The organism is Lishizhenia sp., from assembly GCF_033720595.1.
Taxonomy (GTDB): Bacteria; Bacteroidota; Bacteroidia; order Flavobacteriales_D; family Crocinitomicaceae; genus Lishizhenia.
In genome coordinates this window covers 1-21,728 of sequence record NZ_JAWWCF010000010.1, presented here as the reverse complement: position 1 = coordinate 21,728, position 21,728 = coordinate 1, and the positions used below count along the sequence as shown (strand labels likewise).

The 21,728-nt window shown below is 36.6% G+C and carries 15 protein-coding genes; 7 read left to right on the top strand and 8 right to left on the bottom strand.

What is annotated here, in order from left to right; translation table 11 throughout:
* Positions 1 to 125 precede the first annotated feature (125 nt).
* Positions 126 to 3,752 (top strand): TraB/GumN family protein, encoded by a 3,627-nt coding sequence (locus tag R3333_RS01600; RefSeq protein ID WP_318956826.1) that lies wholly within the window; start codon positions 126 to 128, stop codon positions 3,750 to 3,752.
* A gap of 65 nt (positions 3,753 to 3,817) precedes the next feature.
* Here the strand turns inward: R3333_RS01600 and R3333_RS01595 are convergent, their stop codons facing one another.
* From R3333_RS01595 to ffh, 5 genes are all read right to left on the bottom strand, one after another.
* On the bottom strand, positions 3,818 to 4,759 hold the full coding sequence (locus R3333_RS01595; RefSeq protein WP_318956825.1) for a GSCFA domain-containing protein: 942 nt from the start codon (positions 4,757 to 4,759) through the stop codon (positions 3,818 to 3,820).
* A complete protein-coding gene (locus R3333_RS01590) occupies positions 4,752 to 6,047 on the bottom strand; it encodes a polysaccharide deacetylase family protein (protein ID WP_318956824.1) in 1,296 nt (431 codons plus the stop codon). The genes R3333_RS01595 and R3333_RS01590 overlap by 8 nt, the downstream gene beginning before the upstream one ends.
* On the bottom strand, positions 6,044 to 7,189 hold the full coding sequence (wecB, locus tag R3333_RS01585; protein WP_318956823.1) for a non-hydrolyzing UDP-N-acetylglucosamine 2-epimerase: 1,146 nt from the start codon (positions 7,187 to 7,189) through the stop codon (positions 6,044 to 6,046). The genes R3333_RS01590 and wecB overlap by 4 nt, the downstream gene beginning before the upstream one ends.
* Before the next feature lie 50 nt (positions 7,190 to 7,239).
* A complete protein-coding gene (gene radC, locus R3333_RS01580) occupies positions 7,240 to 7,926 on the bottom strand; it encodes a RadC family protein (protein WP_318956822.1) in 687 nt (228 codons plus the stop codon).
* A 97-nt stretch (positions 7,927 to 8,023) separates the two neighbouring features.
* Positions 8,024 to 9,373: a signal recognition particle protein gene (gene ffh / locus R3333_RS01575; RefSeq protein ID WP_318956821.1), complete on the bottom strand. Its 1,350-nt coding sequence runs from the start codon at positions 9,371 to 9,373 to the stop codon at positions 8,024 to 8,026.
* Positions 9,374 to 9,788: 415 nt separating this feature from the next.
* On the opposite strand from ffh, the gene rpe reads away from it, so the two are divergent.
* The 4 genes from rpe to R3333_RS01560 all read left to right on the top strand — a co-directional run bounded on the left by rpe (position 9,789) and on the right by R3333_RS01560 (position 14,168).
* Positions 9,789 to 10,439: a ribulose-phosphate 3-epimerase gene (gene rpe, locus R3333_RS01570; protein ID WP_318956820.1), complete on the top strand. Its 651-nt coding sequence runs from the start codon at positions 9,789 to 9,791 to the stop codon at positions 10,437 to 10,439.
* 10 nt (positions 10,440 to 10,449) lie between these two features.
* A complete protein-coding gene (locus R3333_RS01565) occupies positions 10,450 to 10,893 on the top strand; it encodes a hypothetical protein (protein WP_318956819.1) in 444 nt (147 codons plus the stop codon).
* A gap of 36 nt (positions 10,894 to 10,929) precedes the next feature.
* Complete coding sequence (locus tag R3333_RS14625; protein ID WP_413468662.1) at positions 10,930 to 11,322, top strand: thiol-disulfide oxidoreductase DCC family protein; 393 nt, start codon at positions 10,930 to 10,932, stop codon at positions 11,320 to 11,322.
* Between the two features lie 239 nt (positions 11,323 to 11,561).
* The gene (locus tag R3333_RS01560) at positions 11,562 to 14,168 is read left to right on the top strand and encodes a S8 family serine peptidase (protein ID WP_318956818.1); all 2,607 of its coding nucleotides are present in this window, start codon (positions 11,562 to 11,564) and stop codon (positions 14,166 to 14,168) included.
* A 258-nt stretch (positions 14,169 to 14,426) separates the two neighbouring features.
* Here the strand turns inward: R3333_RS01560 and R3333_RS01555 are convergent, their stop codons facing one another.
* Complete coding sequence (locus R3333_RS01555) at positions 14,427 to 14,900, bottom strand: YbhB/YbcL family Raf kinase inhibitor-like protein (RefSeq protein ID WP_318956817.1); 474 nt, start codon at positions 14,898 to 14,900, stop codon at positions 14,427 to 14,429.
* Between the two features lie 62 nt (positions 14,901 to 14,962).
* Positions 14,963 to 16,009, bottom strand: a complete 1,047-nt coding sequence (locus R3333_RS01550) for a T9SS type A sorting domain-containing protein (RefSeq protein WP_318956816.1) — start codon at positions 16,007 to 16,009, stop codon at positions 14,963 to 14,965.
* A 129-nt stretch (positions 16,010 to 16,138) separates the two neighbouring features.
* Between R3333_RS01550 and R3333_RS01545 the strand changes: the two genes are divergently transcribed.
* A complete protein-coding gene (locus tag R3333_RS01545; RefSeq protein WP_318956815.1) occupies positions 16,139 to 18,409 on the top strand; it encodes an efflux RND transporter permease subunit in 2,271 nt (756 codons plus the stop codon).
* 18 nt (positions 18,410 to 18,427) lie between these two features.
* On the opposite strand, the gene R3333_RS01540 is transcribed toward R3333_RS01545, so the two are convergent.
* Positions 18,428 to 18,892: a type I restriction enzyme HsdR N-terminal domain-containing protein gene (locus R3333_RS01540; RefSeq protein ID WP_318956814.1), complete on the bottom strand. Its 465-nt coding sequence runs from the start codon at positions 18,890 to 18,892 to the stop codon at positions 18,428 to 18,430.
* A gap of 166 nt (positions 18,893 to 19,058) precedes the next feature.
* Here R3333_RS01540 and clpB point away from each other — a divergent pair, with 166 nt between their 5' ends.
* Positions 19,059 to 21,677 (top strand): ATP-dependent chaperone ClpB, encoded by a 2,619-nt coding sequence (gene clpB, locus R3333_RS01535; RefSeq protein WP_318956813.1) that lies wholly within the window; start codon positions 19,059 to 19,061, stop codon positions 21,675 to 21,677.
* The last annotated feature ends 51 nt before the right edge of the window (positions 21,678 to 21,728 follow it).

Here is a 21,728-nt window from a genome sequence, read left to right as displayed (position 1 = left end):
TGTCCTGTTTACACCGGTAAAAACTGTTAAGATTTAAATTCCTTTGTTACATTTAGAGAAACAAGTATTATAGAGTTAGAGAAATCGCTCAAATAATCGATCAAATTCTTTAAATAACTGCTCAAATGAAATTAAAACTTATTGCTTTTGTTTCTATGCTTTCCTTGGGGCTAAATGCCCAAGAACTTCCTGAAGAAAAAAGTTTGCTTTGGGAAATTTCTGGAAATGGTTTAGAAAAAAACTCCTACCTCTACGGTACCATGCACGTGAGTGCAAAAATCGCCTTCCGTTTAGATGATGTCTTTTTTGAGGCATTAAACGGTGCTGATATGGTAGCACTAGAAACCGACCCCTCCACTTGGTTAGAACATTACAACGAAGATGGATATTATTCCAATTACTATAGCCCATGGGGATATCGTCAATCTGGATTCTATAAAGACGGATTCTCAGTGGATAACCCAAAGAAGGAACTGGTAGGTAATTTAATGTCTTTCGACAATAACTTATTGAATGGTATTCTTTACCGTTCGAGTAGCCAAAGACAAGACTTCCAAGAGGATACGTATTTGGACATGTTCATTTACCAAGCTGGTAAAAAACAAAATAAGACCATCGTTGCCTTAGAAGACTTGGATGAATCTCAAATGTTGGTAGATATTGCCGCTGAGAATTCAAGAAAAGACAAGCCCGAGGTTTGGTTGCAAAAACTTTTAGTAGATGATAACTACTACAGCATCATGCAAGAGGCTTACCGTACTCGTAATATTAGTCTGTTAGATTCTTTAGACAGAGGTTTACACACGGATCACTACATGGACTATATGCTTTACAAAAGAAACCACAACATGGTTGAGGTTATGGATAGCATAATGAAGACGGGTTCTGTATTTTCTGCAATTGGTGCCGCTCACTTACCGGGAGAAGAAGGTGTGATTAAACTATTGAGAGGTTTAGGGTATACTGTAAAAGCTTACACCTCTGACCGAACTGAAGTAGCGGAAAATGAACAGGAAAAATTAGAAGAACTGTTTATTGAGCAAACGTACACGCCTCAAACGGTAGATGACGAATACTTTACAATTAACCTTCCAGACAAATTATTCAACTTAGGTAGTCAGGAAAACATTACAAATTACATTTCTACAGATTTAACGAATGGAGCATTTGTTACCATTACTAGAATTAGTACTAAACAATTCCTGAAAAATGATCAGAACATAGATTTAGAAGTGATTCGTGATCTATTGTTTGAAAATATCCCTGGTGATATTGAAGAGAAAAAGGACATCACAAATGGTCCTTGGTCTGGGATTGAAGTGAAAAACAAACTTAAAAATGGTGATTATCAGCATTACCAGATTTACGTAACTCCTATGGAGGTTATCATTTTCAAATTGTCTGGAAAAAAGACTTTTGCACAGCAATATGGTGACCAGTTATTTGCCAGTCTTAAGTTTAAAGATGTGAGTAATAATGACATGGTGACTTTGAACAGTGTGTACAAAGATTTCTCTTTCCAAGTTCCCAATAACTACAGCTTCGTTAACATGAAAAATGCAGGAAACAGAGAGCTTGAGGCTTACAATTCTGCAACAGACGATTACTACTTTATGAAACGAGTACAATTAAACGATACGCGTTTGTTTGAGGTAGACACTTTTGAGTTAAAACAAATTCAAAAGCGTTTTTACGAAGACTTAGAAGTTTATGGTGATGCTACGTATAGCGATTTTGGAACATTAAGATATAGTAGAACTTTGCGCTCTAGTGCTCAAATAGATAGTGCATCAGATGTAAAGTTACATTTAATGACCCTTAAACAAGGAATGTATTTCTACCTTATCGGTATCAAAACCAAGGATGATGCAACCGCAGAAACGTACTTCAACAGCTTTAACTTATCTCCTGTGCAATACGAAGGTGTTTACAAACCTATGGTTGACACTTTTGTTCACTTCTCTACGGTTTCTTTCTTGGATATGTCTAAAAAATGGAACACCAACCTTAACCGTTTTGCCGACGATGATGATGACGATAAAAAAGAACCTTACGAAGAATTTTACAAATCAAATAAGTACATCACAGAAAACGGTGATAAGATAAGCGTAAACATGGTGCGTTACCATGACTACGAAATGTACTACAACGCTGATAGTATTTGGAATTATTATGAAAGATATTATGAAGATGATTACATTTTAAGCTTTAAAGAAAGAGGTATAGAACATGGAAATCCTTACCACGTGATGGTGATCTCTGATACGGCATGTAGTAAAGCCATTAAGGTAAAAAATGTTATCAAGCACGGTGTTAAATACAGACTTGAAGCTACTATAGACACCTCAATGGCAAGCAACAAATTTATTGATGAATTCTTCGATAATTTCAAACCTGCCGACACCTTAATTGGTAGAGATATTTTTGAAGATAAAACAGATGAATTCTTTGCTGCTTTACGTGCCAATGATTCTATTGTCTTAGAGTCATACGGAAGTTTAATCTTTACGAAAGAGGATATTGATTCTTTGAAGGCTTTTGTAGATCATTTTGATTTCCCGGATGACAAAAAATTCTTGAAAGAAAAGTTCATTTACAGAATCGGATCTTTCTGGGAAGAGGATGAAACTGTAATCCCTTACTTGGTTGATTTATACGATAAATCATACGAAAACTCAGAAATTCAAACGGATATTTTGAGATTCTTTGCTAGACAACGTACGAAGGATGCGACCGAACAAATGATGGAGCTCTTGAGTAACGACATACCTTTATCTGCATATTCTTCAGGAATCAATTATGTATTCTCTTCTTACTACGATACTTTAGAGTTAGCTGCAGAATTATTCCCAAGTTTAATGGATTACCAATCTATTGATGAGTACAGAAAACCAATTTTCGGCTTACTTACTGACCTTAGAACAGAGGGAATTATGAAAACGAAAAGCGTTAAGAAGTACAGAAATCAAATGTTAAATGACGCACGAATAGAGCTGAAAAGACAGTTGGCAAAAAAGAACAACAACAACAGTAATTCATACTATGGTGGATACGGTGGTTACAGTTCTAACTACAACACGAAGAGAGAACTTTCTGAATTAGAACAATACATTGTATTACTCTTCCCTTTCAGAAATGAGAAAAACATGAAAGTTTTCTTTGAGCGACTTTTAAGTTTAGATGACCATAAGGTAATTACAACTTACATTGCACTACAGGCAAAATATAACGACGAAGTAGATACTGAACTTTTGGAAGAATACGCAAAAGACATCAATAAGCGTTACAACCTGTACCAAGCTTTAATGGAGGTTAATCGTTTAGATTTGTTCCCTGAAGAATACAAAAACCAAAAGTCTATTCTTGAGTCATTTGCCTTTAAAAATGGAGGATACAAACCAGAAAATGATACCATTACCTTCTTAGAACAAAGAGATTTTGAATTTGAAGGTAAATCTTACACAACTTACTTTTTCAAAACATCAGAAAAAACAGGTTGGAACAAAGATGAATGGTACATTAAATCTTATACCATTGCTAATTTCGAGAAGAAAAAAGACAAGGATACACCTGAGATTAAAAACACGAATGGCGTGAAGGCTTTCCCAGTGTATACAGAATCGAGAAAACTACTCGAAACAGTGGAATTAGATAAGCAGATGCAAAAGTTAATAGAAGCTTTCGAATTGAAAGATCACCCGAGAGCATCAAGTGAGTTAGACGAAAATTCTAGATACTACGGATATTACTAACAAACAACAACACAACAAAAAGCCCCGATGTTTATCGGGGCTTTTTTTATGAATTATAATTACTGTTATTCTTTTGTATTGATAAACGGATGCTTTTCCAAGAAGTCCGCATATTTTTCTTTTTGTTGTTGCATAGCTTTAAGACTACTAACGCTCTCGGGATGTAATGATTTATGCCTGAAAAAGCTTTGAAACCCTAAATACTGTTTCATAATACCCTGCGTTTCTGTGCTAAAATAAGTGGCACAGAAATATTCCCAAACTCTATCTATGGCAAAAGCATTAGGATGCACTCCATCCGCTTCGAAATAAGCATAATCTCTGCACTCGTCCATTACTAATTCATAAGCAGGAAAATAATAAGCTCCCTCCTGCTCTAACCTACTGATCAATTCAAAAAGACGAGCTTTACTCCTGTTATTTTCCACCAAGCCATCTTTCACATGCCTTACAGGACTCACTGTAAAAACGACTTTCAATTTAGGGTTCATGGTATGTAAATGATTGAGAACTTCCTTCCAAACAACAAGCATCTCAGACACACTCAAGAACTCTTTATTGAATTTCTTTTGTGGAACTTTATGACAGTTAGCCACGCGTATATCATCCTCCAAAAATCTATATACAAAAGCACTTCCTAAGGTTACAAAAAGCACATCTGCAGAACTCAATTTTTCTTTGAATTCCTGTAAATTCAATTTTAATTCTTCTTGAAACACTTCCAAATCATCAACGCCATAAACCTTTGAATTTGCATGCCAATTGAGAAAAATATTGTCCTTTTTTAAGAAGGCATTTTGAGTAAGAATCACGTCATGATTGTTCAATGCATTGGCTACAGAAATAGGATTAAACAACACGCCCAGCGGATTGCTTTCTGCCATTAAACCTGCTTGTTTCATGCGCTGTGATATATTTTCAGAAAAACAACTCCCAACAAAAACACATTTTGAAGTGTAATCCAAGGATATATCTGAGCTGATAACTTTTAATAGCGTCTTATGCATCTTTATTTAATTCTATCATTAAATCGTGAACCTCTCTCCATCCTTTCCAAATTCCGTAATCACCCAAGGTTTCGTTGTGCCAGAGCGAAATAAATTCGCCTCCATAACGCTTACACTCTTCGAATAATTGTTGCACCACTAATTTGGCTTCAGGAATTGTAAACCCTAAATATTGATTCAGGGTTCCATCCATATATGCAATGCTATGCAAAACTAATTCGCTTTGATAATTCTTTTTTAGATCAAAGAAATGAACAGGACGCGCTGTGCCCAGTCGAAAACCATAGAGATCTGCATAACCCGTTGAATAATCGTGTTTAAAACCCGCTTTCATCATTTGATTATAGGTGTAGGGAACAACCAATTTTAAAAAATGTTGACGCGATCTTTCTACCTCTTTGAGAATTATTGTTTCGAGTCTACGCTTTTCTTCCATCAACTGAGAAAACTCATAATTACTCTTATAGCTCGGATGTAAATACACCTCCACTTCCCTACTCAAATTTCGGATATGGCGTTGGTGGCGAATATCATTCCATGCAATATTTCTATCGTACTTACCATAGTCACCCAAAAGATAAAAAACAATAGGGTTTACACCGTATTCCTTAAGTCCAACGATATAATCAAAAGTATCGTAGGGATCTTTCTTATCCCCACTCAAAACGTATTCACGTTCAATTTTACGCCTTCTATCCTGTTTTACAAGGTCTTTAATTCTACTCAAGTAAGAACGCAATCCATCCTTTAGCTTGTAAGCAAAAGTATTGTCTATATCAAAACTGGGAATCCATTTAAAAGAGAGTTTTTGAACCGTAAATTCAAAACCATTTTTTAGGAGTAGATCCAGAAACGCTTCGCTCCAACGTTCGGCGATTAACTTGTCGTTCAATTGGTATTGCGCAGCCAAAGAAAGCGAACCTAAAGCTCTGTTATGCTCATCTCTTTCCTTGTTAATTTGATTGGTGTAATCTGAAATAAAATAAAAGATAGAGGCCAGAAGATCAGGAACTCCTTCAAAAGAAAAGACCTGAATACCTTGCCATTCAACATAATCTATTTTCTGTTCTATTTGTTCATCTATACTTTCCTCTAGTAGTAGTTTAGAAGGATAGATTTGAAAACCTTCTGCATCCGGATAATCAGAGTAACAGACTTTTGGACCTTCCATAGCCTGATATTTCTTAAAATCATTGATTACTTCATAGTCCACTCCTCTATCTTCAAAAATAAAGGCTAATACGAACAACAAGCGCTCAGTTATACTATCCGAATATATGGTTATCAATTCAACGCTATTATTTCTTTACAAATAAATTCTGCTGCATGACCATCTCCATAAAAAGAAGGAAATTCCATATCAACACCTTCCATAAAACGAAAGGCTGCTTCTTTTATTTTTTTAGGATCTGCATCGGCCAAAACAGCATTTCCATTTTCCACTATCTCTACCCACTCTGTTTCTTTTCTCAAAACTACACAGGGTTTATTAAAGAAGAAAGCTTCCTTCTGTAAGCCTCCACTATCTGTAATCACAAACAAACAGTTTTGCTCTAAAGCAGTAATATTAAAGAAAGATACTGGATCAATAATCTTTAAGGTATCTGTATTTTCCACCTCTTCCAAGACATCTGGTCTAAGACTTGTTGCCAACATTTTACGTGTTCTTGGATGCAAGGGTAAAACCACCTCTTTTCCATGGTGAGCAACCTCTAATAAAGCTTCAAAGATTGCGGTAAGTCTTTCGGGACTGTCTGTGTTAGAGGGTCTGTGTATCGTACACAGCACAAATGTACCGGGTACTAAGTTGTGCTCCTTCAACACTGTAGCTTTTTCCTTTGCCAATTCAGCGAAATACATACTGTTGTCGTACATCACGTCACCGCATTTAAACACCTTTGGGTTATCTGCGGTAAATGGCATTTTTGCTTCAGCATCAAAACCTTCCTTTACCAAATTTTCTACTCCACTATCTGTTGGTGAAAACAATAAGGTAGAAAGGTGGTCACAAACTACACGGTTAATTTCTTCGGGCATAGCCTTATTGTACGAACGTAACCCAGCTTCTACGTGTATTACGGGAATCCCCATTTTACTTGCAGCGGTTGCCCCTGCTAAAGTTGAATTGGTATCTCCGTATACTAAAAGAGCATCAGGATTCTCTTTGATAAGTATTTCTTCTATCCCCTTTAACATATCTGCAGTTTGTACACCATGAGAACCAGAACCTATAGCTAGGTTGTAGTTTGGAGCCGCAATATTCATCTCTCCAAAGAATACATTGGACATATTTTCGTCGTAATGTTGACCTGTATGTACAATGATTTCTTCCAATTGATCAGCAAACTTTTCTCGAATTGCTCTATTAATAGCCGAAGATTTAATAATCTGCGGACGTGCTCCGATTATGGTAACTACTTTCTTTTTCATACGCGACCAAAAATAAGGAAATCTCAGTTAATTAGGCCATCTGATGTCAATTATATGAAGCCATCATCCATCATTGAAGTATAACTATTGTTGGCAATAATTAAATGATCTAGTATTTCTAAATCAATCAGTCTACCAAACTCTACCAAACGTTTGGTCATACGTATATCTTCGTGACTTGGCTTCAAATTTCCGGAAGGGTGATTATGTGCAAAAATAGCCCCTGTAGCATTGTGGTCCACCAAGAACTTAAAGATCACTTTACCGTCAGCTACCGTTCCACTTCTACCACCCTTCGATACACATTGTAATTTGATTACTTTGTTGGATCGGTTCAAGGCTATAACATAAAACTCTTCATGCTCTAAATCTATTAAATACGGGGCCACTTGTTCGTAAGCTTTTCTACTATTATTCACCTGTACCAGCTCTACTATTTCCTCACTCTTTCGCCTTCTTCCCAATTCTAAAGCGGCTAAAATATTGATGGCTTTTGCCCTTCCAATTCCTTTAAAACGTAGGAGTTCTTCTATCGTTAATTTAGAAAGCTGATGTAAACAGTTTTGTGAGGAGTTAAGTATTTCTTGAGCTAATTCTACGGCGCTTTTCTGACGAGAACCGGAACCGATTAAAATAGCGATGAGCTCTGCATTACTCAAAACACCTCTGCCTTTCAGCATCATTTTCTCTCGCGGTCTATCGTCTTCCGCCCAATGTTTAATTGTTAGGTTTTTCATAAGGTTGATTTTAGTGCTTAGAAGTTACAAAAATCACCAAACAAAAAAAAGTCCTGCACTTGTGTACAGGACTTTTCAATACTATTAAAAACAAGAATTACATTCCCGGCATACCTCCACGCATACCTTTCATTTGCTTCATCATGCTCATCATGTTCTTCTTGTTACTCATCATCTTCATCATCTTACGCGTATCCTGGAACTGCTTCAATAATTTGTTCACTTCCTGGATATTTGTACCTGATCCTTTGGCAATACGTTTCTTTCTAGATCCGTTAATCACAGCTGGGTTTTCTCTTTCTTCAGGACTCATAGACAAGATAATTGCTTCTATGTGTTTAAAGGCATCATCCTCTATTTCAACCCCCTTCAAAGCTTTCCCCATTCCAGGAATCATCCCCATCAAGTCTTTAACGTTACCCATCTTTTTGATCTGTTGTAACTGACCTAAGAAATCGTTAAAGTCGAACTGGTTCTTTTGAATTTTCTTCTGAAGTTTTCTAGCTTCCTCTTCGTCAAACTGCTCCTGTGCTCTTTCAACCAAAGAAACAACGTCTCCCATTCCAAGGATACGATCTGCCATACGTTTCGGGTAGAAAACATCCAATGCTTCCATTTTCTCTCCCGTACCTACAAACTTAATTGGCTTATCTACAACAGTTTTAATGGTTAAGGCAGCTCCACCTCGCGTATCACCATCTAACTTCGTTAAAACAACTCCGTCAAAATCTATTCTTTCGTTAAAGGCTTTTGCCGTATTCACAGCATCTTGCCCTGTCATCGAATCCACAACAAATAAAGTCTCTGTAGGCTTAATCGCTTCCTTAACATCAGAGATCTCATTCATCATCTGCTCGTCTATCGCTAAACGACCCGCTGTATCGACGATAACTACATTAAATCCTTTACTTTTTGCATGCTGAATCGCTGCTTCAGCAATTTTTACAGGATTCTTTTCTTCTTTGTTCGAGTAAACTTCAACACCCAATTGCTCACCTAAAACGTGCAACTGGTCAATCGCTGCCGGACGGTAAACATCACAGGCAACCAATAAAGGATTCTTACCTTTTTTACTCTTTAAAAAGTTGGCTAATTTACCAGAGAAAGTAGTTTTACCAGATCCTTGTAGACCCGACATCAAAATAATACCTGGATTACCTTGGTATTTTAATTCTACTTCTTCTCCACCCATTAAATTAACTAATTCTTCGTGAAGAATTTTCGTCATTAATTGTCCTGGAGAAACCGCCGTTAATACATCTCTACCTAAAGCTTTTTCCTTTACAGTATTTGTAAATTCCTTAGCAGTTTTAAAGTTAACATCGGCATCTAATAACGCTCTACGCACCTCTTTTAAGGTCTCCGCAACGTTAATTTCGGTAATTTGTCCTTGTCCTTTTAATACTTTAAACGCTCTTTCAAACTTCTCGGTAAGATTATCAAACATAATTTTTCTCTTTTATCGGGGAGCAAAGATAATATTTTAAGGTTAGTTTTCCATGAAAATAAGCCCTAGAGTTACCTCCTTCTCTAGTCATCTCAATTACAAAACGTAGCACACTAATAAACAAAGAGTTAAACACTTTACTTTTAAGGCAAACTGCCACACTTTTAATAAGAGAATTAAAAACCTGGCACCGGGTCATCCACTAAAGTGTCTTCACGGCCTATTAAGTATCACTAAATGTAAAAGCAACTTCCGTTGGTCGTTGTTTTTCATAAGTGCTACTAAATTTCCGCTAAGCCAGCTACCGTTTCTCCCCCTGTTTGAACTTACAAGCTTAAATTCATCTCGAAAAGTAAAGTTTGCATCCCTAAAAAAATCAAATAAAGCCTATCTTTGTATCAAATTAAAAACAGATATGGCTCATAAAATTGCTCCTTCAGTATTATCATGTGATTTCGCAAACATTCAAAGAGATGTTGAAATGATTAATGATGGAAACGCTGATTATTTCCACATTGACATTATGGATGGTTCTTTTGTACCCAACATTTCTTTTGGTTTCCCAGTGATGAAAGCGATTCACAAACACGCTAAAAAACCATTGGACGTACACTTAATGATAGATAATCCGGATCAGTATATCCAAGAATTTAAAGAGGCAGGGGCTGAAATTTTAACGGTACATTACGAAGCTTGTACGCACCTTCACAGAACAATACAGGCCATCAAAGCAGCAGGTATGAAAGCCGGTGTTGCCTTGAACCCACACACACCAATTGAAGTATTGGAAAATGTAATCGAAGAAATCGATTTGGCGTTAATCATGTCTGTAAACCCTGGGTTTGGTGGACAGAAATTCATTGAAAATGCCATTTGGAAGGTAGAGCAATTGTCTAACCTGATTCACAAAAGAGGTTCTCACGCTGTTATCGAGGTAGATGGTGGTGTAAATGCAGACAATGCCGGAGCATTAATCAAAGCAGGTGCCGATGTATTGGTAGCGGGTAGCTTTGTTTTCAACTCTGAAGATCCAAATGCAACAATCAACAAATTAAAAGCACTTTAATCTTAGCGATTTGAAGTCCTTTTTAAAAGATAAATTAGCATACGATATGGCGTGTAACCTTGATTGGTCACGCCATATTTGTTTACACGATGATTTTATCAATGGCGCGATCAAAAAAGAAATGTCGCATATCATCAACTATCACCACCAACTTAACCAATCCTTACTGGCCGAAGAACATGAATCAGAATTATGGGATCGTTTTGCCATTTATGATTTTGAAGCGCTTCATCACGATAATTACATAAGAACGCAATCTATATTAGATAATGAACAAAGTCATTACACCATAGAAGATACTTTAGGTAATTTTCAAAACTATGCTATCGAAGATTTAATTTTTGATTTGCTACAACACAGCTCCCATCATCGAGCAAAACTTGCTTTACATTTTAAAAACCTAGAGCTTCCTGTAAAAACGCATAGTTACTTGCTCTACAAAAAGGGACTTTAGCACTTAGTTTAAAGGCTTTTTAAGTACCTTTATCAAGTGGAAAATACGCGAATATATTATGATGGAGATTGTGGTTTTTGCAATGCTTCCGTTGCTTTTATTCTTAAAAACAGAAAACATAACAATTATAAGTTTATTCCGCTTCAATCATCAAAAGCGAAAAGCGATCTAGAGATTTACAATATCGATCTTTCAGATTTATCAACGATTTATACCTTAACTGAAGATAAACTATACAGTAAATCGAGCGCAGTTTTACGATTAGCTATGCATCTAAAGTTTCCTGTAAATCTATGTGCAATCGCTTTGTTCGTACCTAAACCAATACGCGATTTCGTCTATAATTGGATTGCTAAGCACAGACTAAAGCTGAGCAAACAGAAATGTTACCTGCCAAATTTAGACGAAAGAAAAATGTTTGAGTTTTAAAACTTTGGACAGCTCTTACACGGCTTACCCTTCTTTTTATACTTCTTACAACATTTTTTCTTACCACAGCAAATAGAAAAATCAGTCGCTTCCACAGTAAATACTTGATTTGGTAGTAAGGATGTGCGCTCTTGATGTTCTAACTTCATTTTATTTAGATTAAATCTAAACAAAAGTAAACATTAATATTTATTCCCCACTTTTTTATCCTTAAATTTATACTGCAAAATGTAAACCCTATGAAATTTGTAATATCCCTTATTGTGAGTTGTTCGCTTTTGTTTTTAGCTCAGGCTCAAGAAAAGCCTTTCGAGCAACAACAACTACTCGTTCAACTCCAACCAAACACCAACCTTAACAGCTTTCAAAACGAATTAAGTCAACAAGGCCTCACCCAAACCGACATGAGTTTGCTGTCCAAAAACATGAGTATTTACTTACTAGTTTGGCCGGATGCAACAATTTCTAATGCGCAGGCAATGGCTAAAGTAAGAGCGTGTAAAGGTGTTATCAACCTACAAAACAATCACTTCATTAAGGAAAGAGAAACTATTCCAACAGATCCATCTTTTGCCAGTACATGGCACCACAAAAATACAGGACAAACTGGTGGTACTGTAGACAATGATATAGATACTCCAGACGCTTGGGATATCACTACTGGAGGTTTAACGGCTTCTGGAGATACCATCGTGGTATGTGTTTTAGAAGGAGGAGGTGCGAATATGAATCATCCTGATTTAGTAAATAACATCTACCATAACCCTCACGAAATTCCAAACAACAATATTGATGATGACGGAAACGGGTATATCGATGATATCAATGGATGGAATGTAAATTTGAATTCAGACACTCATTCTTCAGGTAACCATGGTACAGCAGTAATGGGAATGATCGGTGCTTCAGCAGACAATGGAATTGGTTCTACAGGGGTAAATCATACAGTACAGATGATGTTAATCTCAGGATTCAATATGTCAGAATCAAGTGTTATTTCTGCCTATGACTATCCCTTAACTCAAAGAAAATTATACAACCAAACAGCAGGTGCTACGGGTGCTTTTGTGGTTTCAACCAACGCTTCTTGGGGAATTGATGGTGCAGATCCAGCCAATTACCCTTTGTGGTGTGCTTATTATGACACATTGGGGATACATGGAATATTAAACTGTGGTGCAACTACAAATCAAAATTTCAATGTAGATACAGGTGGAGACATGCCTACTGCCTGCGGATCTAATTACATGATTTCTGTAACAGCTACAAATCACAATGATCAGAGAACCTTCTCTGGATATGGAGCTACTACCATAGATTTAGCAGCGCCGGGAGAAAATGTATTATTACCTTCTGGAACAAATAGTTACACCACTACATCCGGAACAAGTTTTGCTTCTCCTTGTGTGGCCGGTGCAATAGCCCTCGCCTATTCTGCTCCTTGCCCCTCTTTTGCGGCAATCTACGCTAACAACCCACAATCCGGGGCAGATTATGTTCGCTTAAACTTATTAAATTCGGTAGACCCTGTTGCTTCTCTCGCCAACGATTGTGTTACGGGAGGGCGAATGAATGTAAACAGCATGATCCTTCAAATTATGGCAAATTGTGGTAGTGGTTGTATTGCTCCATATAACTCTTCTCTTGTTAGTAATGTTGGTGGTAATGCTGAATTTAACGTAGGAAGTTTTAGTCCGGACAATTTTATATACATCCAAGAACAAGGAACATCTACTTGGGATTCTGTTGCTTTTACGGGAAGCAATGTCACCCTTAACAATTTAAACTACTGTACCAGCTACTTGGTAAGATTTGCAGGAAATTGTTCTGGAAATTTGAGTAACTACTCGGATACGCTTTACTTTACAACCGATGGATGTTGTGATGCTCCAGAAGCTATGATAGATGTTCTAGGAGATAATAATGTCAGTATTACTTGGCCATCCGTTACCGTTGGAACTGACTATACATTAGAATATGCGATGGAAGGTACAGGAGCTTGGACAACAGTAAACAATGTCAGCTCCCCCTACTCATTGACAGGACTTGATAGCTGTACAGTTTACGATGTTCAAATGAGTACCACATGTGCAGATAGTAATTCTGCAAATTCTGCCATCGAACAATTTGAAACTTCAGGTTGTGGAGCTTGTACAGACATGATTTATTGTGCTGTGGATAATGGAAACACGCAATACGAGTGGATAGATAAAGTTGTAATCAATACCTACAGTTTAACCTCAGGAGATAACGACGGATATAGACCAACTGAAAACACTGGAGTAACACTTCACCCAGGGAACACTTATCCGTTTTCTATCAAACCCGGATACGCTGGAGGAGCATTCACTGATGATTTATTAGCTTGGATAGATTGGAACCAAAATGGTACATTCGAAGATTCAGAATTAGTGCTAGATTTCTCAAGTAATTTGCAGGTTACCCAAAATGTAACGATACCTACAGATGCTGTTTTAGGGAGAACCCGAGTAAGATTTATGATTTTTGGAAGTTCAGCTACAGCAACTCCTTGTTACGGGCAAAACTTTTGGGGTGAAGTAGAAGACTACTGTATTAACATTAAAAGTAATGTTGGTGTAGACAATGAAGAATTAGAACCACAAATAACCCTGGCTCCAAATCCAAGTTCTGAATCAATTACACTTTATGGAGCACCTTTACAAACCAAAGTAAACATTTACAGTGTAGAAGGTAAACTAATACAGACGATTGATAATTATGAGCAAGGTAGCACCATTGATATCAGTAGTTATCAGAAAGGAATTTATTTAGTTGAACTCTTGGTCAACAATCAAAAAATTACAAAACGATTAGTAAAACAATAAACAAAAAAAGGAGGCTAAATTTAGCCTCCTTTTTTATTAGTTTAAAAATAAAACTAATCCTTCTTTTTTACTTTTCTTAAGCTCTGTGCTTTTGCTATAGTTCAGAATAAACTCTAGACATTCTTTACTTGGTCCTTGTTTCAACTCCTTAGACCTTGGAGCAATAGTGGAATTGTATCTGTTTAACATACGCGATGTGTTTTTGGTTCTTTCTTTAAAAACGTTTCCAACTATTACTTATTGCACGCATTAGAAAAATTATCTTCCAAAATAACTCACCAGGCTAGCCTTAGCCAAGATGCTGTCCTTTATCATAAACATAACCATTGCTGGCGTCGTTTCTTTATCTAAATTCAGTTCTCTTTCTTTTATTGCATAAACGGTAAAATTATAGGCATGATCTCCATGCCCTTGAGGTGGACAAGCACCGCCATAACCATATGATCCAAAATCATTTTTTGTCTCAACTAGGCTCTCTGGGAGGTTTGTTCCCCCCTCCTCAATCTCTACACAATTACTTGGAATATTAAATGCACACCAATGCCACCAGCCTGAAGGAGTTGGTGCATCCGCATCATGACAAATAATTACAAAACTTCCTGTACCCTCTGGTACTCCAGAAATTGAAAGTTGAGGTGATAAGTTATCACCCGACAAACCAAAATCATTGAACACTTGTCTATTGTTCATCTGACTGGTTAAACTTGTACTCGTAACACTAAAATTCTTCATAATATCAAAAATAAAAAAAGGGATGAAAAAACTTCATCCCTTTATCTTTAAGTATATTTTTCTTACTGAATAACCACACGTTCTACTTTACGTAGGTTAGTTCCTTCAATTTTCACTAAATAAACTCCTTGGTTGTATTCAGAAACATCAAACTTTGTTGTTGCTCCTTTCTTTACATCTTTTGAAGTAATCATTTGACCCGTCATAGAGTAAACACTTACTCTAGCGTCTTCCTCAACACTTACATTTAAGTTGTTGTTTGCAGGGTTAGGATAAACCTTTGTTTCACAAGTCTTACAATCCGTATTTTCAACACCTACAAAACCTGTTGGCAAAATAGATGATAAAACTACTTTAGATTCAGATAAAGGATTCGTAGCTCCTTGCATTTTAATTCTAAAGTATACGATACTGAAAACGGGTAAATTACTTGTTGAATAATCGTAGTAATCATACTGTCTTCTAATTAACTCTAAAGTAGAACCAATTGCAGCAATAGTAGCAACTGATGTATCTACCGTAGTAACTCTCTTCACATTCGTAAAATCATTACCGTCGGCTAATTTTAAGGTTCCTTCACCGTCAAAGGTTGTAGTAACAGTTCCTGTTGTAGCAGAACTTGTAGGAATACCATTAAAACTGTAGTACAACGTTCCTGCATAAGCATCAACAACTTGATCTGAAACATTCATCGGGTAAGTTGCAATTTCAGCTTCATCTACATTTAATACTAAACGCATTTCACCAAAAGTTACCTCATTAAAAACAAATCCTTGAGAACTCGCTCCTGCAGTAGTTGAATTCGTAAAACGTGTAAGTCCATCTTGCAAGCTAAGTGCAGAAGTAGAGGATGGATATGTTGAAGCATGCGCTGTTGTAGCTGGGTCTAAATTCTCCAGTGTTTTCACATTCGTTCCACCATAACCTCCGTATGTACTGTAATCCCATGTTACTCCTGTTCCCGTAACATTTTCATATTCTGGTGCAACAGAATCAATAATATATAAATTCATCGATGCCCCTACAGCAGGCTCATCTGATTGATTAATTTGAGCACCTACAAAACCAGTTGTTAGTAATAATGATGCAATTAGAGTAATTTTTTTCATCTATATCAAGGTTGTTTTATTCTTTTGAACAAATATAATTATTTCTTCGTTAAATCTTATTTACTATAACTAAGACTATAATTGAAACATTTTAACCTTAGCTTTGTTGTTTTCACAAACGAATATTAAATGAAAAAGGTTGGCTCGAGTTCCTTTAAAAAGTTGTCTTTTGTTATTTGCGGTTGTATCGCTTTGCTAACGGTTTTATTCACGTACCAAGCAACAAAACTCCAATTCAATTATAACTTCGAAGAGTTTTTTCCCGCAAATGATAGCGAGGCCGACTACTTCTATAATTATCGTCAGAACTTTTCTACCGACAACGATTTCATTCTAATTTCTGTAGAAAACCAAGCCGGAATTTTCAATTTAAACTTTCTAGAAAAACTAGAAGCTTTTAGAAAGAGTATTCAAAGGCTTGATCTTGTAGAATCAACCCGCGCGATTAGTAACGAAAAGGAATTTTTTATCTATAAAAACGGTAAAACGAGTCAACGTCCTTACATCGGATGGAAAGATTCATTATTACCAAAGGATTCTATAAACATTTATGAAAATGAGGAGTTAATCAATAGTTTAGTGAGTAAGGATGGAAAAGCCGTAGCTATTCTTGTTCAGCACCAAAATTACCTGAGTAAAGCCAAAAGTGATAGAATTAATGGTGAAATTGACAGCATTGCACAAAACTTTACTTTTGATAAAGTTAGGATGTCTGGCCGCGTCATCGGTCAAAAGTTTTACATAGATACAATGACGGTTGAGCTCCGTTTCTTCTTAGCTTTAAGTGTCTTGCTTATCATTATAGTTCTTTGGTTAGCTTTCCGTTCTCTATGGGGCCTACTCCTTCCCTTACTGGTCATCGTACTTTCCCTTATATGGATATTGGGAATTATGTCTTTGCTCAATGAACCCATTAACATCCTACTCACCGTTTTACCTTCTATTATGTTCGTTGTAGGCATGTCTGATGTTATTCACTTTGTATCCAAATACATAGAACTGCTCAGACAGGGAATGTCTAAAAACAAAGCAATTCGAACGACCTTTAACGAGGTTGGATTAGCCACTTTCCTCACTTCTCTTACCACGGCAGTAGGTTTTTTCAGTTTATTTTTGGTAGAAGTAAAACCAGTTCAAAAATTTGGAATGGCCACAGGAATTGGTGTTTTTGTAGCCTTTGTTTTAACTTTTTCACTGCTACCTATATTGTTTTACTACACAAAAACACCACCCATAGTAAACAGAAAAGCTGGTGGGAAAAATTGGTATTCTCTTTTACATAAATCTTTCGCATTCACGCTTAAAAACAGAAAATGGATAGCGCTTACGTCCCTTCTATTTTTACTGATTTGTGGTTATGGAGCTTCTCTTTTAAAACAAGACAATTATTTGATGGATGATTTAAAAGCTTCCTCTGTAATGAAGCAAAACTTCAATTATCTCGATACTACTTTCGGAGGTGTTCGTCCCTTTGAATTAGCCATAGAAGCTCCCCACTCAAATTTCAACTTTTTTGAAAAGGATGCATTGCAAGAAATCACGGCGGTAGATAAATACTTAAAACAAGAATATGGGGTGAATATTAGATTATCCCTTCCCTTTGTTCTTTCTATTGCCAACAGATCTTCTCATGCCGGTGATACATCTTATTATAAAGTTCCCAATCGTCAAAAGACCATTAATAGCTACAGGCGTCAATTAAAAGTTAGCGAGAGTAAAACACATCTCTTGTCTCGCTTAATAGACAGTACCTCAAAAATGACTAGAATTTCGGGTACTTTAGCAGACCTCGGAAACATTGAAACCACGCGTAGAAACAAAGCATTTTTCGAATTTATAGATGAAGAATTTCCAGATTCTAAATTTGAATACAAGTTGGCCAGTACTGCCCATATTTTGGATAAAAACATGTCTTACTTGTCAGGCTCATTAGTTAAAGGATTGCTCTTAGCAACACTTGTTGTAGCCCTAATTATGGGCTTTTTGTTCAAGGATCTGAAGATGGTCGTCATTTCAATTATCCCCAACATATTACCCCTTGTACTTATTGCTGCAGTAATGGGTTATTTCGGAATTGAGTTGAAAATAACCACGGCAATTGTGTATACAATATCCTTTGGTATTGCGGTGGATGATACTATTCATTTCTTGAGTAAGTTTAAACTCGAACTCAACAAAGGAAGAAGTGTTTTGTATGCACTTAAAAGAAGTTATTTAAGTACAGGAAGAGCTATCATTTTAACCTCTATCATCCTTTGTTCGGGTTTTCTATTACTGATATTCTCAGATTTCTTGGGAACAGTTTACATGGGATTGATGATCAGTATAACCTTAGTTTCTGCAGTGGTTGCTGATCTCTTTATACTCCCTTTGCTCCTCCTCTATTTCTACAAAAAATAAAGTAAAGAACTCGTACTTCTATAATTCTGAAAACTTTGGAATGTTTTGAATATAATCTAACTTTTGCCCTTTGGAATTTATTTTACAGACTATAGTTTGCAAACCATTGGTGAGTAATAAGTAATCTACCTGTAATTTAAAGTTGTATTGCGCAACTTGGTGCATCACCTTTTCATCTAAGGCAATATGGGGAGCTTTACACTCCACAATCATTGCTGGTTTTCCATTTTTAAATACAACTCCGTCACACCTGCGTGTTAACCCATTTATATTTAAAGCGTGTTCTGCACTTATTAAATGCAAGGGGTATTCAGCGTGGTTCACCATGGCCAGCAAAATATGTTGTCTTACCCACTCTTCTGGTGTGAGCACCAACTGCTTTTTTCGAAAAGCATCCCATACGTAAACTACTCCCTCTTTGCGAGTAAGTTTTAAAGGAACTTTTGGCAAGTTCAAAGGACGCATAATTTCTTCTGGACGCATATTGCAAATATATCATTTGAAAAGTATGTAAAATCGTCTTATCTAACTTAAATAAACTGACTAAACGTCAGCCTCTACAACACTTCCCTGCCATATTTACCGAAAAACACACTTCGTAATCACTTGGATTCAAATTTGACGAGAAGAGAGAAAAAAGAACATCACAATGGATATAAATAAATTAACTACAAAAACCCAAGAAGTTATAGGTGGGGCTCAGCAAATGGCAACAGAGTTGGGACACCAAGCTATTGAAACTGGGCATATTTTGAGTTCCATGTTTAAGGTGGATGAAAATGTTCTTCCTTTCCTTCTACAGCAACTCAATATAAATGCAAAAGTATTTGAGCAATTGAATCAACAAATTGTTCAATCCTATCCTAAGGTATCGGGCGGACAAGTGTATTTAAGTCAAAATGCCAACAAAGCCGTTACTGCGGGATTTAAACTCATGAATGAATTCAAAGACGAATTTCTCAGTTTAGAAATTTTGTTCATGGGACTTTTAGAAGGATCTGATCAAGTGGCCAACTTGATGAAGGATCAAAAAATTACCAAAAAAGAACTCAAAGCTGCAATCATGAATCTTAGAAATGGAGACAGTGTGAAATCACAAGGTCAAGAAGGAACTTACAAGTCCTTAGATAAATTTGCCAACAACCTTAACGCAATGGCCAAAGAAGGGAAATTAGACCCTGTAATTGGTAGAGATGATGAGATTAGAAGGGTGTTGCAAATTCTTACCAGAAGAACCAAAAACAATCCTATTCTTATTGGTGAGCCGGGTGTTGGTAAAACTGCCATTGCCGAAGGTATTGCCCACAGGATAATCTCTGGGGACGTTCCGGAAAACTTAAAATCAAAGGTAGTTTATGCTTTAGATATGGGTGCCTTGGTTGCCGGAGCTAAATACAAAGGTGAATTTGAGGAACGATTAAAATCAGTAATCAAAGAGGTAACAAAATCCGCTGGAGAAATCATATTATTCATCGATGAGATACATACCTTGGTAGGTGCCGGAGGTGGCGAAGGAGCCATGGATGCTGCCAACATACTAAAACCTGCCTTAGCTAGAGGTGAGTTAAGAGCCGTTGGTGCTACCACACTGAATGAATACCAAAAATACTTTGAAAAAGACAAGGCGTTAGTAAGACGTTTCCAAACTGTAATGGTAGATGAACCTTCTACAGAAGATGCTATTTCAATCTTAAGAGGTATTAAGGAGAAATATGAAAACCACCACAAGGTTATGATTAAAGATGCTGCAATTATTTCTGCAGTAGAACTTTCTCAACGCTATATATCTGATAGACATTTACCAGATAAAGCGATTGACCTTATAGATGAGGCTGCTTCTAAACTGCGTATGGAAATCAATTCTAAACCAGAAGAGTTAGATGAGATTGAAAGACGTATTATGCAGCTTGAAATTGAAAGAGAGGCTATTAAGCGCGAGAAGGATGAAAAGAAACTAGCATCTATCTCTGCCGAATTAGCCAACCTTACTGAGCAGAAAGATAATTTCATGGCGAAATGGAAGTCGGAAAAAGACATTATCGACAATATCCAACAAGCCAAAGAAGACATTGAGAAATTTAAGCTAGAAGCAGAACAAGCTGAGCGTAGTGGTGATTACGGAAAAGTAGCCGAGATTAGATACGGTCGTATTAAAGAAGCCGAAGAAAGCTTAGCGAACAATAAAAAGAAATTGGCTGAACTACAAGCTGATTCTAAAATGATTAAAGAAGAAGTTGACGTTTCTGAAATTGCCGATGTTATTTCAAAATGGACGGGAATTCCTGTTTCAAAAATGTTAGAGTCTGAACGTTCAAAATTATTGAGATTAGAAGATGAATTAAGAAAAAGAGTCGTTGGTCAGGCAGAAGCCGTTGAAGCCGTTAGTGATGCTGTAAGACGCAGTAGAGCGGGTGTACAAGACGAACGCAAACCAATTGGATCTTTCTTGTTCATGGGTACAACCGGTGTAGGTAAAACAGAGTTAGCCAAAGCGTTAGCCGAATTCATGTTCAACGACGAGTTAGCAATGACGCGTATTGACATGAGTGAATACCAAGAAAAGCACAGTGTGAGTAGATTGGTTGGAGCGCCTCCGGGTTACGTTGGATACGATGAAGGTGGACAACTTACTGAAGCCGTAAGAAGAAAACCCTACTCTATCGTATTGCTGGATGAGATAGAAAAAGCTCACCCTGATGTATTCAACATCTTATTACAAGTACTAGATGATGGTCGATTAACAGATAATAAAGGTAGGTTGGTAAACTTCAAGAATACAATTATTATCATGACAACCAATATGGGGTCTAACATAATACAAGAGAAGTTTGATGCTATGGTTCCAGGTACAGAAGAGGAAACAAAGGAACAAGTAGAACGCGAAGTGTTCAACCTTTTAAAACACAGTGTTCGTCCAGAGTTTTTAAATAGAATTGACGAAACCATTCTCTTTACTCCTTTATCTAAAGCTGATGTAATTAGTATCGTTGATATACAGTTGATGCAATTAAAAGAGCGATTACAGAAAAACGATATCAACCTTGTTTTCAAACAAGATGCTATTGACTATATCGCCGATACAGGTTTCGATCCACACTTTGGAGCAAGACCTATTAAGCGAGTAATTCAGAAAAAAGTCTTGAATGCTTTATCAAAAGAGATATTAGCAGGACGAATTGATACGAGTCAAAATGTTGTTATGGATTTAATCGATGGTCAAATCATCTTTAGAAAACCCATCAACGAAGAAGAAGAAATAAAACTTTAAGTTGAATTTCAAATAGTATAGAGCAAAAAAAAGGGAGGTCCTACACCTCCC

Excerpts from the sequence above, each read along its gene's own strand:
- R3333_RS01600 (WP_318956826.1), top strand. The coding sequence starts at position 126 with ATGAAATTAAAACTTATTGCTTTTGTTTCTATGCTTTCCTTGGGGCTA.
- R3333_RS01595 (WP_318956825.1), bottom strand. The coding sequence starts at position 4,759 with ATGCATAAGACGCTATTAAAAGTTATCAGCTCAGATATATCCTTGGAT.
- wecB (WP_318956823.1), bottom strand. The coding sequence starts at position 7,189 with ATGAAAAAGAAAGTAGTTACCATAATCGGAGCACGTCCGCAGATTATT.
- radC (WP_318956822.1), bottom strand. The coding sequence starts at position 7,926 with ATGAAAAACCTAACAATTAAACATTGGGCGGAAGACGATAGACCGCGA.
- ffh (WP_318956821.1), bottom strand. The coding sequence starts at position 9,373 with ATGTTTGATAATCTTACCGAGAAGTTTGAAAGAGCGTTTAAAGTATTA.
- rpe (WP_318956820.1), top strand. The coding sequence starts at position 9,789 with ATGGCTCATAAAATTGCTCCTTCAGTATTATCATGTGATTTCGCAAAC.
- R3333_RS01560 (WP_318956818.1), top strand. The coding sequence starts at position 11,562 with ATGAAATTTGTAATATCCCTTATTGTGAGTTGTTCGCTTTTGTTTTTA.
- R3333_RS01555 (WP_318956817.1), bottom strand. The coding sequence starts at position 14,900 with ATGAAGAATTTTAGTGTTACGAGTACAAGTTTAACCAGTCAGATGAAC.
- R3333_RS01550 (WP_318956816.1), bottom strand. The coding sequence starts at position 16,009 with ATGAAAAAAATTACTCTAATTGCATCATTATTACTAACAACTGGTTTT.
- R3333_RS01545 (WP_318956815.1), top strand. The coding sequence starts at position 16,139 with ATGAAAAAGGTTGGCTCGAGTTCCTTTAAAAAGTTGTCTTTTGTTATT.
- R3333_RS01540 (WP_318956814.1), bottom strand. The coding sequence starts at position 18,892 with ATGCGTCCAGAAGAAATTATGCGTCCTTTGAACTTGCCAAAAGTTCCT.
- clpB (WP_318956813.1), top strand. The coding sequence starts at position 19,059 with ATGGATATAAATAAATTAACTACAAAAACCCAAGAAGTTATAGGTGGG.